Source organism: Neotamlana sedimentorum, from assembly GCF_000943565.1.
GTDB classification, from domain to species: domain Bacteria; phylum Bacteroidota; class Bacteroidia; order Flavobacteriales; family Flavobacteriaceae; genus Neotamlana; species Neotamlana sedimentorum.
This window is the reverse complement of the sequence record NZ_JTDW01000001.1, coordinates 1-15852: the sequence shown is the minus strand read 5'-3', so window position 1 is coordinate 15852 and position 15852 is coordinate 1. Positions and strand designations below refer to the sequence as shown.

The 15852-nt window shown below is 32.4% G+C and carries 11 protein-coding genes; 4 read left to right on the top strand and 7 right to left on the bottom strand.

Annotated elements, in window-relative coordinates; translation table 11 throughout:
- Positions 1–166: 166 nt before the first annotated feature.
- Entirely contained in the window at positions 167–2407 is a 2241-nt protein-coding gene (locus PW52_RS00060) for a patatin-like phospholipase family protein (protein ID WP_240475127.1), read from the bottom strand.
- 41 nt (positions 2408–2448) lie between these two features.
- On the bottom strand, positions 2449–4242 hold the full coding sequence (uvrC, locus tag PW52_RS00055) for an excinuclease ABC subunit UvrC (protein ID WP_044630890.1): 1794 nt from the start codon (positions 4240–4242) through the stop codon (positions 2449–2451).
- 120 nt (positions 4243–4362) lie between these two features.
- Here uvrC and PW52_RS00050 point away from each other — a divergent pair, with 120 nt between their 5' ends.
- From PW52_RS00050 to PW52_RS00035, 4 genes are read left to right on the top strand one after another with little or no spacing between them, the layout of a single operon-like run.
- Positions 4363–4806, top strand: a complete 444-nt coding sequence (locus PW52_RS00050; protein WP_044630889.1) for an ATP-dependent zinc protease family protein — start codon at positions 4363–4365, stop codon at positions 4804–4806.
- Entirely contained in the window at positions 4784–5659 is an 876-nt protein-coding gene (rimK, locus tag PW52_RS00045; RefSeq protein WP_044630888.1) for a 30S ribosomal protein S6--L-glutamate ligase, read from the top strand. Before PW52_RS00050 ends, rimK begins: the two co-directional genes overlap by 23 nt.
- Positions 5660–6631 (top strand): succinylglutamate desuccinylase/aspartoacylase family protein, encoded by a 972-nt coding sequence (locus tag PW52_RS00040; RefSeq protein ID WP_044630887.1) that lies wholly within the window; start codon positions 5660–5662, stop codon positions 6629–6631.
- A 1-nt stretch (position 6632) separates the two neighbouring features.
- The gene (locus PW52_RS00035; protein WP_044630886.1) at positions 6633–7196 is read left to right on the top strand and encodes a 5-formyltetrahydrofolate cyclo-ligase; all 564 of its coding nucleotides are present in this window, start codon (positions 6633–6635) and stop codon (positions 7194–7196) included.
- Here the strand turns inward: PW52_RS00035 and PW52_RS00030 are convergent.
- The 5 genes from PW52_RS00030 to PW52_RS00010 form a co-directional block, all read right to left on the bottom strand.
- On the bottom strand, positions 7193–9079 hold the full coding sequence (locus PW52_RS00030) for a hypothetical protein (RefSeq protein ID WP_044630885.1): 1887 nt from the start codon (positions 9077–9079) through the stop codon (positions 7193–7195). The genes PW52_RS00035 and PW52_RS00030 overlap by 4 nt on opposite strands.
- A gap of 62 nt (positions 9080–9141) precedes the next feature.
- Positions 9142–9759: a lipoprotein signal peptidase gene (locus tag PW52_RS00025; protein ID WP_044630884.1), complete on the bottom strand. Its 618-nt coding sequence runs from the start codon at positions 9757–9759 to the stop codon at positions 9142–9144.
- 111 nt (positions 9760–9870) lie between these two features.
- Positions 9871–10254, bottom strand: coding sequence for a TraR/DksA family transcriptional regulator (locus tag PW52_RS00020; RefSeq protein WP_044630883.1), 384 nt, complete (start codon positions 10252–10254; stop codon positions 9871–9873).
- Positions 10255–10258: 4 nt separating this feature from the next.
- The gene (gene ileS / locus PW52_RS00015) at positions 10259–13663 is read right to left on the bottom strand and encodes an isoleucine--tRNA ligase (protein WP_044630882.1); all 3405 of its coding nucleotides are present in this window, start codon (positions 13661–13663) and stop codon (positions 10259–10261) included.
- A gap of 116 nt (positions 13664–13779) precedes the next feature.
- Positions 13780–14655, bottom strand: coding sequence for a T9SS type A sorting domain-containing protein (locus PW52_RS00010; RefSeq protein WP_044630881.1), 876 nt, complete (start codon positions 14653–14655; stop codon positions 13780–13782).
- Positions 14656–15852: the final 1197 nt, after the last annotated feature.

The window sequence follows — 15852 nt, the reverse complement described above, 5'->3', positions numbered from 1 at the left end:
ATTAGGTAATGGATAACTTATTTAATTGTTGGTCTTATAAAGATAAGTAAAAACAAGCACATTATAAAGGTTTCCGTTTATTTTGAAAGGGCAGAAATAAAAGTGATTTTTTTGAATTGTATCATCATACTATAACAAATTTCATAATACCAAAATTAGCCATTATCTAAAACCAAAACCCGATACTAAAATACCAAATACTCTCACTCAACTCTGGCGTAAAACTGTATTTAATTTGTAATGGTCCCAAAAAGCTATCTATAGCATAACCAATGGCATAACCACTATAATCTGGTGCAGTAAACCATTCACCAGTTTCAAAAATATTATCTTCAATGTTTGCCCAATTTCCTTCAAGCGTTATATGATGCTTTTTGAACACCTCAAAATCGGCCGTTAGGGTAGATTTTACAAAACTATTTCCTGGAAGCGAAATAAAATCGTAACCTAAAAATGGTGTAAAGTTATTTATTAGGTTATTTCCATAACCACCAAGCGCAAAATCGAGCGTTTTAATAGCATCGCTTCCAATTTTAAATCCGCCTTGGGCTTCAATATTAAAAGCTAAGTGTTTTGTTGGGCTAAAGGCATAACCCATATCGGCTTTAGCAATGGAAAAATTTTCGAATTCCTGAATAAAACTAGACCCAAACAAGTACACATGCAAATCGCCATTAAAATAAACACCACGCTTTGGAAAATATTTATTATCGTAAGAATCGAATTTTAAATGTCCGAAAACACTAAAATAATCGGAGTTTTCGAAATGAAAGTCGTCTTCCGATGCTTCGTCGGCAATAGTTTCGGAGGTAATTTCTAATCGTTTATGTTCGGCTCCCATGCCAAAAGCAAAATCGCGATAAACTAGGGTTTGCACATAAAACTGACTTGTAAAATCTTGTAATTTTACATTTAATTTATTTAATCCAGCGTTCGAAATTTCGTCATCATCAAGCAATAACTGCGCGCTTATTGTTTTTTTAAATTGATTGTAACGCGATTTTAAACCAACGCTCCAATAAAAACCTTTATCGATTAAATAATCGAAATTATAACGCACGTTATCTCCCACAATAAAATCGAACGAAACAACATCATTATTAAACAGTAAACGCTTTTTTGTTAAGTTAATTAGGGCAGCACTTTTGTATAAATTATCGAAATGCACTCCTAATTTTAAAAAGGTATTTACCTGAGATTCTTTTAACTTGGTATTTAAGTTATAGCTTACATTATCATCTGCTTTTTTTAAGCTATACTCAAATCCATCAAAATTATTGGTAGCTTCAAGGTTGTTTAAGCCATTTTCAAATTGATTGTAGCTAATTTTTTCTTTACTCTTTATCATTAATTTACCCGTTACGTACGATCGGGTATAATTATTTAAACCTTCAATGCTAACATTTTTAATTACAATACTATCCAAACACTTTAAAGGCTTTTTAGCAACAGCTCTAGGCTTTTTTAAAGGCAATGCTTTTAATGCTTCAATTTGTTGTATTGCAGCTTCGTTGCCAGCTTCCATAATACTATTACCTTCATCGAACGAAACAACGGTGTAATCTTTAATATTTGGTTTTATATAAATATCGGTTTTTCCAACTTTAGATTTCATATCATTTATCGTTCTAAAATTGTTGATTTGTAATAATATATCCAGGCCAGAAGTTAATTCCTGCCTATCCATTAAACCATCTTGAACATCAACTCCAATTATTATATCCATTCCTTTTGCTCGTAATTCATCAATAGGATAATTATTAACAACACCTCCATCAATGAGCATTTCGTTGTTAATAAAAACTGGCTTAAATACCGAAGGTAAAGCCGCACTTGCCAAAACAGACAAGGGTAAATTTCCCTTTTCTAAAAAAACAGGCATCCCTGTCTCAACATTTGTAGCAACGCAGAAAAACGGAATAGGAAGCTTACTAAAATCTTCGGTTTCGCATAAAGGTAACATGAGTTTAGATAGTAAATTATAGGTGTTATGACCACGTGATAAGGCCGAAGGCAAATTAATTTTAAACTTATTAAAAGGTAATTTTACCGCATAGCGTTCGGCATTTTCACGCTCATGAAAGGATTTAACGTTTCTTGGTAAATTATCATTTAAAATATTATCAAAATCTACTTCATGAAACACAGAATCGAGCTGTTTTGCGGTATAACCGGCAGCATACAATGAGCCAATAATAGCGCCCATACTTGTTCCCGCCACATAATCTACTTTTACACCTAAACTATCAATTACTTTTAAAACACCAATATGAGCAAGCCCTTTTGCGCCACCACCACTTAAAACCAAACCTACTTTTGGCTCGTTTTTTTCTATATTATTGTCTTGAGCTTTCGCGGAAACTGAAACAAGCAATAACAAGGCTAATACAATGTGTTTTAAATTCAAAATAAGATGATTGTGTTTATTTTTAACTCAACTAAAACAATTTAATTGTTGTGATAATAATTATAAATTTTTTCTGCTCTAGATGCTCCAACAACATCTTCTAACTCATCAAGTTTTGCATTTGCAACTCGTTTAGCCGATTTAAAATGTTTGAGTAACTCTACAACTGTTTTTTCGCCTACACCATTTATAGTTTCTAATTCGGTATTTAATGCACTTTTACTTCTACGATTACGGTGATGCTCTATACCAAAACGGTGTGCTTCGTTTCGTAATTGTTGAATTATTTTTAGTGTTTCGCTTTTTTTATCTAAATATAACGGAATTGGATCGTTTGGGTAAAATAATTCTTCTAAACGCTTAGCAATTCCGATTATGGCAATTTTTCCTCTTAAATTTAAAGCATCTAAACTTTTTAATGCTGACGATAGTTGCCCTTTTCCGCCATCAATAATTATAAGTTGTGGTAAAGGCTGCTCTTCATCTAACAAACGTTTGTAACGGCGATATACAACTTCTTCCATAGAAGCAAAATCGTCTGGACCCTCAACCGTTTTTATATTAAAATGACGGTAATCTTTTTTACTTGGCTTACCATTTTTAAACACTACGCAAGCTGCCACAGGGTTGGTTCCTTGAATATTTGAATTATCAAAACACTCAATATGTCGGGGTTCTTCGTGTAAACGTAAATCGGCTTTCATTTGGGCCATAATGCGGTTGGCGTGCCTATCTGGATCAACAATTTTAATTTGTTTAAAACGCTCCATTCTAAAATACTTGGCATTTCGAATAGATAAATCTAAAATATGCTTTTTATCGCCCAATTGCGGCACGGTAACTTTAATACCTTCACCAATATCTACCGAAAAAGGCACATAAATTTCTTTAGATTTAGAGTGGAAACGTTGCCTAATTTCGGTTATTGCTAACTCTAATAATTCCTTATCAGTTTCATCAAGTTTTTTCTTAATTTCAAGTGTATGCGAACGAATTATAGATCCATAAGAGAGTTGTAAAAAATTAATATAACCATAACTCTCGTCGCTTATTACACTAAAAACATCTACATTACTAATTTTAGGGTTTACAATGGTAGATTTGGCTTGGTAATTTTCTAAAACCTCAACTTTTTCTTTTATTTTCTGGGCTTCTTCAAACTGCATGTTTTCTGCAAGTTCCATCATTTGCTCTTTAAACTTTGATAAGGAATCTTTAAAATTTCCTTTTAAAATTTGCTTTATGGCCTTTATATTTTCGTTATAATGCTTTTCACTCTCTAAACCTTCGCAAGCCCCTTTACAATTTCCTAAATGATATTCTAAACATACCTTGTACTTTCCTGACCGTATTTTTTCTTCATGTAAATCGTAATTGCAAGTTCGCAACGAAAATAAACCACGAATTAAATCGAGTAAAGTATGTACTGTTTTAACGCTTGTATATGGCCCAAAATAATCGCCTCCATTTTTAAACACGCGACGCGTAGAAAAAACTCTAGGAAAACGTTCGTTTTTAACACAAATCCACGGGTAAGATTTATCATCTTTTAAAAGTACATTATACCTAGGTTTGTGCTTTTTAATCAAGTTGTTTTCAAGCAATAAGGCATCTGTTTCTGTTTCAACAACAATATGCTTTATGTTAGCAATTTTTTTTACTAAAACTCGGGTTTTTCCACTATCATGCGTTTTTGTAAAATATGAGCTTACTCGCTTTTTTAAATTTTTAGCTTTACCTACATAAACAATAGTACCTTCTTTATCAAAATATTGATAAACTCCAGGTGCATTTGGTAAGGTTTTTAGTTGTATTTCTAAAGCAGGAACATCCATTACTGTAAAGGTAAATATTTAAAATATTATCACTAATTTTCTTTCTTAAATATCTATTAAAAAAATAGATATTTAAAAGGTGTAATTTGTTAACTTGCGCCACTTTTTTAACATTAAAAAATGAGTAAAAAAATTATAGGAAGAGTTGACAAAGTTGACTTTCCAAAATTAGAACTTTTCGGCATAAACGTAAAAATAGATACCGGTGCATATACATCGGCCATTCATTGCTCGCGTATAATTGAAGAAAATAACAGCCTGCGCTGTATGTTCAAAAGCGATGTGCACCAAAACTTTGGTAAAAGCGAAATAGTTTTTGATACCTTTACTAATACCAATGTAAAAAGTAGTAATGGCTACAAAGAAAATCGTTATAAAGTAAAATCTGAAGTTATATTTTTTGGTAAAACATATAAGATTAACTTAACTTTAAGCACGCGCGAGGATATGCGCTTTCCTGTTTTAATTGGCAGAGAATTTTTAAAACATAAATTTTTAGTGGATGTTGATTTAGAAAACATTTCGTTTAAAACCACACAGAATGAACATAGTAATACTATCTAGAAACACAAACTTATACTCTACAAACCGTTTGGTTGAAGAAGGCGAAAAACGCGGTCATCTTATTGAAGTAATAGATCCATTAAAATGCGACATAATTATTGAAAAAGAAAAACCAACCATTTATTATAAAGATAGATATCTAGATTACGTTGATGCTATTATTCCAAGAATTGGAACTTCGGTTACCTTTTTTGGTTGCGCTGTGGTTAGGCAATTTGAAATGATGGGTGTTTTCACCTCGGTTACTAGTGATGCTATAATACGTTCGCGCGATAAACTTCGCAGTTTTCAACGTTTATCTAAAGCTGGTATTGGTATGCCTAAAACTGTTTTTACTAATTACTCTCGAGATGTAGAAAAAGTACTATCGCATGTTGGTGGTGCTCCTGTAATTATAAAACTTTTAGAAGGCACTCAAGGTTTGGGTGTTGTTTTAGCTGAAACTAAAAATGCAGCAGAATCTGTTCTGGAAGCCTTTAACGGCTTACAAGCTCGTGCTTTAGTTCAAGAGTATATTTCTGAAGCCAAAGGTGCCGATTTACGCGCTTTAGTTGTAGATGGCCAAGTAGTTGGCGCCATGAAACGCCAAGGTAAAGAAGGCGAGTTTCGCTCTAACTTACACCGTGGTGGTTCGGCACAAATAGTAAAACTAAGCCACGAAGAATTAAAAGTAGCCATGAATGCTGCTCGTGCCTTAAAACTGCCTATTTGTGGTGTAGATATGTTACAATCGGAACGTGGGCCATTACTTCTTGAAGTTAACTCAACACCCGGTTTAGAAGGTATTGAGGGCGCTACAGGAAAAAACATTGCCAAAGCTATTATTACTTTTATAGAAAGAAACAGAAAATAAATGCGGTTAAAAAAAGACAATGTTCTATCTATTTTAGGAGAAAATATTTATCCCGGAGAAAGTAAAGAAGTTAATTTTGATGTTGCTAATTTACACACCTCGGGTGCCGTAAATGTGCCTGTAATAATTGAGCGTGCTAAAAAACCAGGGCCAACTGTTTTATTTACAGCTGGCATACATGGCGATGAGGTTAATGGCACCGAAATTATTCGACAACTTATTGCAAAAGGTATAAATAAACCCAAAATAGGCACTATAATTTGCATGCCTGTTATTAATATTTTTGGTTTTATTAACTTAAAGCGAGAATTTCCCGATGGACGTGACTTAAACCGAGTATTTCCAGGAAGTAAATCGGGTTCGTTAGCAAGTCGTGTGGCTTACAAATTAGTAAAAGACATTATTCCTCATGCCGATTTAATTATAGATTTCCATACAGGCGGATCTGGCAGGTTCAATGCACCTCAATTACGCTACTCGAAACATAAAACCAATCTAGACGAACTTGCCAAAATTTTCGGAGCGCCTTTTGTTTTATATTCAAGCAACTTATCAAAATCCTTTAGAAGTACTTGTAATAAATTAGGCAAACCTTTATTGCTTTTCGAAGGTGGTAAATCGTTTCATTTTGATGATATTGTAACTCACTCTGGTGTAAATGGCTCTAAACGTATTTTAAAACATTTAGGCATGCTTCAAACTACCTTCAAGGCTACAAAACCAAAAACCGAGTGCATTTTTATAATAGATAGTAAATGGCAACGCGCCAAATACTCTGGCATGTTTAAAGCCTCAATTCCTGTTGGTTCTTTAGTACAAAAAGATGACATTATTGGCAACATTACAGACCCATACGGAAAGCTTAACTACTTTGTAAGAGCGTCAAACACTGGTTATATTATTAATGTAAACGAATCGCCAATTGTATATCAAGGCGATGCTTTGTTTCATATTTCAACCATGCTGAAGTAAAATGAAAAAAGCCGAACTGCGAAAAACATACAGAGCTAAAAGACAACAACTATCTGAAAAAGATGTAGATGCCTTAAGTATTTCTGTTGCTAATCAGCTTTTAAAACTACCCGTTTGGAACGCATCATGTTATCATATTTTTTTAACTATTGAAGAACAAAACGAAGTAAATACCGATTATATTTTGAACATCCTTTCTGGTAAAGACAAAAATATAGTGATTTCTAAAAGTGATTTTGAAACTTACGAAATGACGCATTTTTTACTCACCGACAATACCAGAATTAAAAAAAACGCTTATAATATTCCTGAACCTATTGATGGTTTTGAAATTAGTAATGATAAAATTGATGTGGTTTTTATCCCGCTTTTAGCCTTCGATTTAAAAGGTAATCGTGTGGGTTATGGCAAAGGCTTTTACGACAGGTTTTTAAGTAAATGCCGCCCAGACACTATTAAAATTGGTTTATCCTTTTTTGAAGCCGAAACAGAAATTACCGATGTTTTTGAAAGTGATATTCAATTAAATTATTGTGTTACACCAAACAAAACCTACAAATTTTAGTCATTACAATTTTCGCAATAGGTTGTTCTTAAATATTCGTCTTCTAACATCTGGAATGTTACACCACCTTTTTCTATAGCATTAAATAATTTGCAATAGCGCTGCTTATTCATGTTTATAGCGTTTAGCATAATGGTTCTGTATTCTGGCGTTTTAGTTAACTCTTTATTTATTAAAGTGAGGTTTAAATAGTAAAACAGTAAATCTTCGTCTATCTCGATGCTTTTGGCCTTTTCTTCTAGCAAAGTAACGGCCAAACTGGTATTGGCATAATAACTAAAAAACTGTGCTAAACTTAAATAATCGTAATCGGATAAAGGGAAATATTTATAGTTTGCATTTATAAACTCCACCGATTTATCCTTTTCATCGTACTGGCGTTGCCTCATAAAGTTTTCGGCTAAAATAATGTTGTAATTCACCAACATTCTAGTAATTAAGCTCGCATCGATACCATAATTTTTAAGGTTATTAATTTGAGTTTTTAATTTACTTTCTTCAATTTTTATAGCATTATAGCGCCATAATTTTATGGTAAGCGCCGTTAAATTATATTTTACCTCTCCGTTTTTAGGCACTAATTTTTCTAATTCTTGAAGTTCGTTGTAAACAATTAAACCTTGCCTAACATTATCTAAAAATCGAATTGCAGAGTTTTTATTAAATATTTTAGCGAATTTGGCTTGTTTTGGAATTTCCATTTTTCGTAAAAAGTCGGGTGAAATTTCTTTACTATTTAATTTCTTGAAAATTGAATTTTGAATTTCCAAAGCCTTTTCTAATTCGTCGGACTGCACTGCAGAATTAAATTTAGTTAACAGCTCGTTAGCCGACATGTTTTTGTATTTATCTTTCTTTTCTAATTCAAGCTCTAAAACTGCTTTTCGGTGGTTTTGTAAAATAGGCTCTAAGGTGTTCGATAAGCTTCCAACAAGTTTTGCTTTCACTTCATTTTTACTCAGCTTACCTAAACCTTCATGCGATGTACCTTTTATATCATTTAAAAATTCTACCCAATTTTCCGAAGAAGATACTGTGGTTTGTATGGTTGGCTTTTGAAATGTTTGCAGCGCACTAACAATACTATTGGCTCGCTGTTCTTGCAATTCGATATTTCGTTCTAAACTACCCTCAACCGATGCGTAGGCCTTAATATTGATGGTTTTAATATTAAAATCGGTTAACCTAAGCGAATCGTAAATAGGTTTTATATCTGCTTGAGAGTACTCCGATTTATTTTTTTCGAATGGAATTTTAAACTTTAAAGTTTTATTTTTTATAACAAACTCAGACTCGCTAGTTGGCTTAATTTTTTTGGTATCGTAAGTTAAGGAGTCTAAATACATGCCCATATCGAGCAAATCCCAAGGATACGATTCTAGGTTATAAATAACGTAGTAATTACATAAATTTTTATTGCTTAAAAATAGGATGTTATACTCTAACTGGTCGTTTATTAAATTTTCTGGCACTCTACCAACATGCACACGATAGTCGTTTTCGCCGTATGGTTTTAATTCTGAACGAAGTTTATTAGCATATTTTGGGCGCTGTAAAACGCCTTTAATTTGAGTGCTTTCAATATTTGGATTTTCGCAATTATAGCGATTTTTAGTAACTACATCGATAGCAATACCATCGCCTGCATTTTTAAACAATGTATTAAACCAGTTTTTATCGTTAACATGAAAATATAAACTGTTTTTATCTCGCTTTATAGAAAACTGAACTTCTTTTGGTTTTTGCCTAAAAATTTGAAAACACTGTTGACATATTTTGTCGCGATCTTGCTGCGGAAAAACAATATCGAAAGTGTTTTGAGAAAATACAACGGTTGAAAAAAGGGAAATAACAAAAAGCGAGAACAGGACTTTAATTTTCATTTAGTAATATTTAAAAACTAAATATAAGAATTAAAATATTAGAAGAAAATACTCACGTAAATTTATTTAGCAAAGGCTTTTTTATTAAACACAATAAGCATTATAAACCCTGTACTAATGGCTACATCGGCAATATTAAAAACAGGCTCGAAAAAATTAAAACGCTTACCTCCATAAATTGGTAACCACTGTGGTAAATCTACCTCTATTAACGGGAAATACAACATATCGACCACTTTACCATGTAAGAAGGTGTCGTAACCGCCAGCTTCTGGTAAAAACGCCGCCACTTGGTTTAAACTGTCGTCGAACAAAACACCATAAAATACCGAATCAATAATATTACCTAAGGCACCAGCAAATATTAAAACAATAGCCACAACAAGTATTTTAGGACTTTGTTTTTTTATAGCCGAAACAAGCCAATAACCAATACCAAAAATGGCCACAATACGAAACACGGTTAAAATAACTTTGGCTGTTCTGTCGGAAATTAAAGTAGTGAAATCACTAATTTTAGTACCCCAAGCCATTCCATCGTTTTCTATAAAATATATTTTAAACCAAGTAAAAACCTCTACATTTTCGTAAAGTGCAAAGTTTGTTTTTATATAAATTTTACTTAATTGATCGATAAGTAAAACGCAAATAATAAATAAAATAGATTTTTTTAAAGACATATTTTGGAGTTAAAACCTGTTAAGAGTCATGTTAAGAAAACATGAAACAAAAAACGTCTCTGGCCTAAAATTTAAGGTAGAGACGTTTTGTTTAATTTAAATTAATGCAACCTATTTTTGCATGTTTTTTGCTTCAATACTTAAAGTAGCATGCGGTACTAACTCTAAGCGTTTTTTGTTTATTAATTTACCGGTTACACGACAAATACCATAGGTTTTATTCTCTATACGGATTAAGGCATTTTTTAAGTCGCGAATAAATTTTTCTTGACGAATAGCTAATTGCGAATTCGATTCCTTGCTCATTACCTCGCTACCTTCGTCGAACGCTTTAAAGGTAGGCGATGTATCATCGGTACCATTATTATGGTCGTTCATGTAAGCACTTTTAATAAGATCTAAATCGTGTTGTGCTTTATTAATTTTTTCTTGAATTAATACTTTAAATTCGGCTAAATCTTTATCGGAATATCTAACGTTTGTATCTGAGCTCATAATGTTAATGTTTTTGAATAAACAATCTGGTATTTACATCATCAAAAGCAATTTCTATACCATTTTTAATTTGGTCTTTTATTTCTAATTGTTCGGTTAATGTTTCTGTTTTAATATATTCGATATTGGTTTCAATAGCATTTACAATGTTATCGTCCTTTTGAAGCACTACATCAATTCTATCGGTAACTTCAAAACCAGAATCTTTACGTAAATTTTGAATTCGGTTTACTAATTCTCTTGCAATACCTTCTTTACGTAAATGGTCGGTTATTGTTACATCTAGCGCTACTGTTAAAGCACCTTCATTTGCAACTAACCAGCCTTCAATATCTTGAGATGTAATTTCTACATCTCCGCGTTCTAAAGTAATATTTTTTCCATTAATATCAACCTCAATATTACCGTTTTGCTCAATTTTGTTAATATCTTCAGAAGAAAAGTTAATTACTTTAGCTGCAACAGCTTTCATGTCCTTTCCAAAGCGTGGACCAAGTACTTTAAAGTTTGGTTTTATTTGTTTTACTAATATATCTGAAGCATCATCTAAAAGTTCAATTTCTTTTACATTTACCTCGTGTTTTATTAAATTAGATACGGCTAAAATTTCTTCTTTTTGTTGCTCGCTTACCACCGGAATCATAATTTTTTGCAGTGGTTGGCGTACTTTTATTTTTTCTTTTGCTCGTAGCGATAATACTAACGATGATATTATTTGAGCATTTTCCATTTTACGCTCTAAACTTTTATCTACAAAAGCTTCGTTGTAAACTGGGAAATTAGCTAAGTGTACACTCTCGAAACCTTCTTTTTTAGTTACTGCATTTAAATCTAAATACAATTTATCCATAAAGAAAGGTGCAATTGGCGCCCCAAGTTTCGCTATGGTTTCCATACATGTATATAATGTTTGGTAGGCCGAAATTTTATCTTGTTGGTAATCGCCTTTCCAGAAACGTCTTCTACTTAAACGTACAAACCAATTACTTAAATTATCTTGCGTAAAGTCTGAAATTGCTCTAGCCGCTTTAGTTGGTTCATAGTCGGCATAATATTCGTCTACTTTCTTAATTAAGGTATGTAATTCTGATAAAATCCAACGGTCTAACTCCGGGCGATCTTCAAACGAAATATCAGCTTCAGCATAACTAAAACCATCTAGATTTGTATATAACGAGAAGAACGAATACGTATTATAAAGTGTTCCGAAGAATTTACGCTTTACTTCCTCTACACCATCAATATCAAATTTTAAATTATCCCAAGGATTAGCGTTACTAATCATGTACCAACGTGTAGCATCGGCACCGTAGTTACCTAAAGTTTCAAACGGATCGACAGCATTACCTAAACGTTTCGACATTTTTTGTCCGTTTTTATCTAAAACTAACCCGTTAGAAACTACATTTTTGTAGGCTACAGAATCGAAAACCATGGTTCCAATAGCGTGAAGTGTGTAAAACCATCCACGAGTTTGATCGACACCTTCGGCGATAAAATCGGCAGGATACGATACGCCACCATCAACTAAATCTTTATTCTCGAATGGGTAATGCCATTGTGCGTAGGGCATTGAACCAGAATCGAACCAAACATCTATTAAATCGCTTTCGCGGAACATTTTTTGGCCCGTTGGAGACACTAAAACTATGCCATCAACTATATTTTTATGTAAATCTAGTTTTGCATAATTTTCTTCGGAATTGTTTCCAACTTCAAAATCTTCAAAAATATCTTTTTCAAGAACGCCTGCCTCAACGGCACGGTGCATTTCTGCTTTAAGTTCTTCCACCGAACCTATACAAATTTCTTCTTTACCATCTTCGGTTCTCCAAATTGGTAACGGAATTCCCCAGTAGCGAGAGCGCGACAAGTTCCAATCGTTAGCATTGGCTAGCCAATTACCAAAACGACCTGTTCCTGTTGCTTTTGGTTTCCAGTTTATGGTTTCGTTAAGCTCATACATTCTATCCTTTATGTCGGTAACTTTTATAAACCAAGAATCTAAAGGATAATAAAGAATTGGTTTATCGGTTCGCCAACAATTAGGGTAGCTGTGTTTATATTTTTCAACCTTAAAGGCTTTGTTTTCTTCTTTTAATGTAATGGCAATTTCAACATCTACCGAACGCTCTGGAGCTTCGCCATCGTTATAATATTCGTTTTTAACGTATTTACCAGCTAAATCGCCTAACTCTGGACGGAATTTACCTTGTAAATTTACAAGCGGCACTAAGTTTCCGTTTTCATCTTTTACAAGCATTGGCGGTACTTCTGGTGTTGCTTGTTTTGCCACCAAAGCATCGTCGGCACCAAAGGTTGGTGCGGTGTGTACAATACCTGTACCATCTTCGGTAGTTACAAAATCTCCAGCTATAACTCTAAATGCATTTTCTGGATTATCGTTTGGTAAAACATACGGCATTAATTGCTCATATTTTATACCAACTAAATCTTTACCAACAAATTCCTTTACAACGAAGTATGGAATTTTTTTGTCGCCAGATTTATATGCTAATAATTCAGATTTATTTTCAACACGATTAAACTTTCCAGAAAACTGATAGTTCACCAATTTTTTAGCTAAAACTACATTGATTGGCTCGAAAGTATATTGATTGTATGTTTCAACTAAAACATAATCTATTTTTGGACCAACGGTTAACGCTGTGTTACTTGGCAATGTCCAAGGTGTGGTGGTCCAAGCTAAGAAATGTATATCGCCTTCGTTTTGTAAAAAGTCTGGCAGCGTTTCGGCAACAGCCTTAAACTGCGCAACAATTGTGGTATCGGTTACATCTTGATATGTTCCTGGTTGGTTTAACTCATGCGAACTTAAACCGGTTCCTGCTTTTGGAGAATATGGTTGTATAGTATAACCTTTGTATAATAAACTTTTATTGTAAATCTGTTTTAATAACCACCAAACAGATTCCATGTATTTAGGTTCGTAGGTAATGTATGGATCGTCCATATCTACCCAATACCCCATTTTTTGAGTAAGATCGTTCCAAACATCGGTGTAGCGCATTACCGCTTTACGGCATGCGGCATTATAATCTTCAACAGAAATAGTTTTACCAATATCTTCCTTAGTAATACCTAACTCTTTTTCTACACCAAGCTCAATAGGTAAACCATGCGTATCCCAACCAGCTTTACGCTTTACTTGGTACCCTTTCATGGTTTTATATCGTGGAAAAATATCTTTTATAGCGCGTGCTAACACGTGGTGTACACCAGGTAAACCGTTTGCCGATGGTGGCCCTTCGAAAAACACAAATGTTTCATTGCCTTCTCTGGTGGTTACACTTTTTTCAAATATGTTATTTTCTTGCCAATAGTTAAGAATTTCTTCGGATACTTTTGGCAGGTCAAGTCCTTTATATTCAGCAAATTTCATGCTCATTTATACATTTTTCGTTTCGATGCGCGAATTTAAGCATTTAAACTGAAATTATAAGCATTAAAAAAAGCCAAAACTTAAGTAATGGCTTTTAAAATATTTTAAAGGTTGATTTTGTGCTAATTTATTACAAACTTCTTGGTTAAAACCTCTTGGTTATCGGTTTGAAGCATAACCGCATATGTATTAGGCGACATATTATTTAACGAAATTCCCGCTTCTAAAGTATCTTGAGACACATTGTTTAATTCCAACACTTTTTGACCTTGTAAGTTTACTAAAACTAATTTTTTAACCATAGTTTTTAATTGTTTAGCGTAAAACGTATTTGTTGGATTTTGGAAATACATATTTTTAGAATTGTAAGCCACCTCGTTTGTGTTTAAGGTTGTTGTAGACTCTACTTGAAAAGCTAGTTCAAAGCGTTCCGTAAAAGAACCTTTAGATGAAACAAACTCATAGGCCTCTCCAGAAGATAAATCGAAATGTTGTCCTGTTTGATTATCCTTAATAAATATTTGTTGATCTTCATCTATATTCTCTAGTTCAATTACTTTAATTGCGAAAGTATGGTCTCCTGAAGAATAATGGTTGAACTTTATTAATTTATCATTAGTTAATTGGCAATAAGCTTGTATACTCATATTAACCCCATTTAAGTCTAAATTTAAATCGTCTTGATAGGTTTTTATAACAGTTGCATCATACCCATAATCGTACTCATCGGTTGTTTTTTCACTAAAACCTAAAAGCAACTCTCTTCTTATATAAACACCTTCTAAACCTCTAAATTCTACTCTTATTTTTTGAAAGCCTGAAGAAGTATTTTTTTTAACGATAGTCGATTTTGATGTCACCGTATTTTCTACCAAAGACATATTTACATGACCTAAAATACTGTTTTCTTGAGCGATTAAATGTTCACTAATTGAAATTAATTGAAATAATAAAACCGCAATTATTACTTTATAATTTTTATAGAAAATATGTTTCATAATAAATAGATGTTTGGGGTGATTTGGAAGATAAATTATGTATCACTACAATAGCTACCTTTTGCTTTTGTAAAGTTAGGAAAGTATTTAAGTAGATTTAGGAAAAATCGATACAAAATAGCATTTTAACTAATTTTAATACACTTAATCGTTAAAAATTGTCATTTCATCTATTTATTGTAGTATTTTACTTTCTATTTTAAAAAGAAAAGTAAATGTTTTTAAAAAAACAAACATACTGATTTAAATAATTCGTGTTTACAAAAGATATAGTCTACTCAAAATAAAGAAGTCTGAAACATCATTTGAAATATTTCAATTAATAATTATTTTTTTGTAATAACACCATAGTTTTTTGTTTGTAGAAAAACCACATAAGTATTACATAAAAAATTATAGAAAGATATACCCGACTCTAAATCATGTCGAGATACATTGTTTAACTCCAAAACTGTTTGGCTTTGTAAATTTATAACAGTTAAACTATTTACACTATTTAAATACTTTACAAAAAACGTGTTGGTGATTACGGAAGTATAAGTCATTGGTTTTTAAAGTCAGTGTTTTTTTGAAATACAATTTCAAAACGGTCGGGAAAACTGCCCTTATTAGAATAAAACTCATAACCTTCTCCTTTTGATAAATCAAAATAAAGCTGAGCGATTTTATCCTTTAAAAAGATTTCTTGAGATTCATTTATATTTCCAATTCTGGAATATTAATTACAAATCGCCAATTTCCAATAACATTATGATTTAATTTTATGATTTTTTCTAGTGTTAATTTTGTATATGCCTACATACCATAATTCTGCCTATTTATATTTAAGCATAATTCATTTTTTTATAAAGTTGTTTCGGTGTCATATCCATAATCGTAACCATCGGTAATATTCTCGCTAAAACCTAACAGTAACTCTCGGCTTACAAACAACTTCAATACGGTTAAACTCTATTCTAATTTTTTTTAAATCCTAAAGCTGTAGTTTTTGTTAAACAACTCTTTGTCTTACTAATTTTAACATTTCCTAAACCATTAGTAAATTTGGCGTTAACATTTATTGCTAACATTAATACAAAGATCCTGAAAAAAATTTTGACTAAATAGGCTAGCTTTATATTGAGATTTTAGTTAAAAAAATAATTAATTGTTTTGGCTATATTAAATCTTTACTTAACCACAATCTTTTTAGTGAGT

Bases quoted from the DNA above. Each gene is read 5' to 3' on its own strand.
- ileS (WP_044630882.1), bottom strand. From the start codon at position 13,663: ATGAGCATGAAATTTGCTGAATATAAAGGACTTGACCTGCCAAAAGTA.
- PW52_RS00035 (WP_044630886.1), top strand. From the start codon at position 6,633: ATGAAAAAAGCCGAACTGCGAAAAACATACAGAGCTAAAAGACAACAA.
- uvrC (WP_044630890.1), bottom strand. From the start codon at position 4,242: ATGGATGTTCCTGCTTTAGAAATACAACTAAAAACCTTACCAAATGCA.
- rimK (WP_044630888.1), top strand. From the start codon at position 4,784: ATGAACATAGTAATACTATCTAGAAACACAAACTTATACTCTACAAAC.
- PW52_RS00025 (WP_044630884.1), bottom strand. From the start codon at position 9,759: ATGTCTTTAAAAAAATCTATTTTATTTATTATTTGCGTTTTACTTATC.
- PW52_RS00030 (WP_044630885.1), bottom strand. From the start codon at position 9,079: ATGAAAATTAAAGTCCTGTTCTCGCTTTTTGTTATTTCCCTTTTTTCA.
- PW52_RS00020 (WP_044630883.1), bottom strand. From the start codon at position 10,254: ATGAGCTCAGATACAAACGTTAGATATTCCGATAAAGATTTAGCCGAA.
- PW52_RS00040 (WP_044630887.1), top strand. From the start codon at position 5,660: ATGCGGTTAAAAAAAGACAATGTTCTATCTATTTTAGGAGAAAATATT.
- PW52_RS00050 (WP_044630889.1), top strand. From the start codon at position 4,363: ATGAGTAAAAAAATTATAGGAAGAGTTGACAAAGTTGACTTTCCAAAA.
- PW52_RS00010 (WP_044630881.1), bottom strand. From the start codon at position 14,655: ATGAAACATATTTTCTATAAAAATTATAAAGTAATAATTGCGGTTTTA.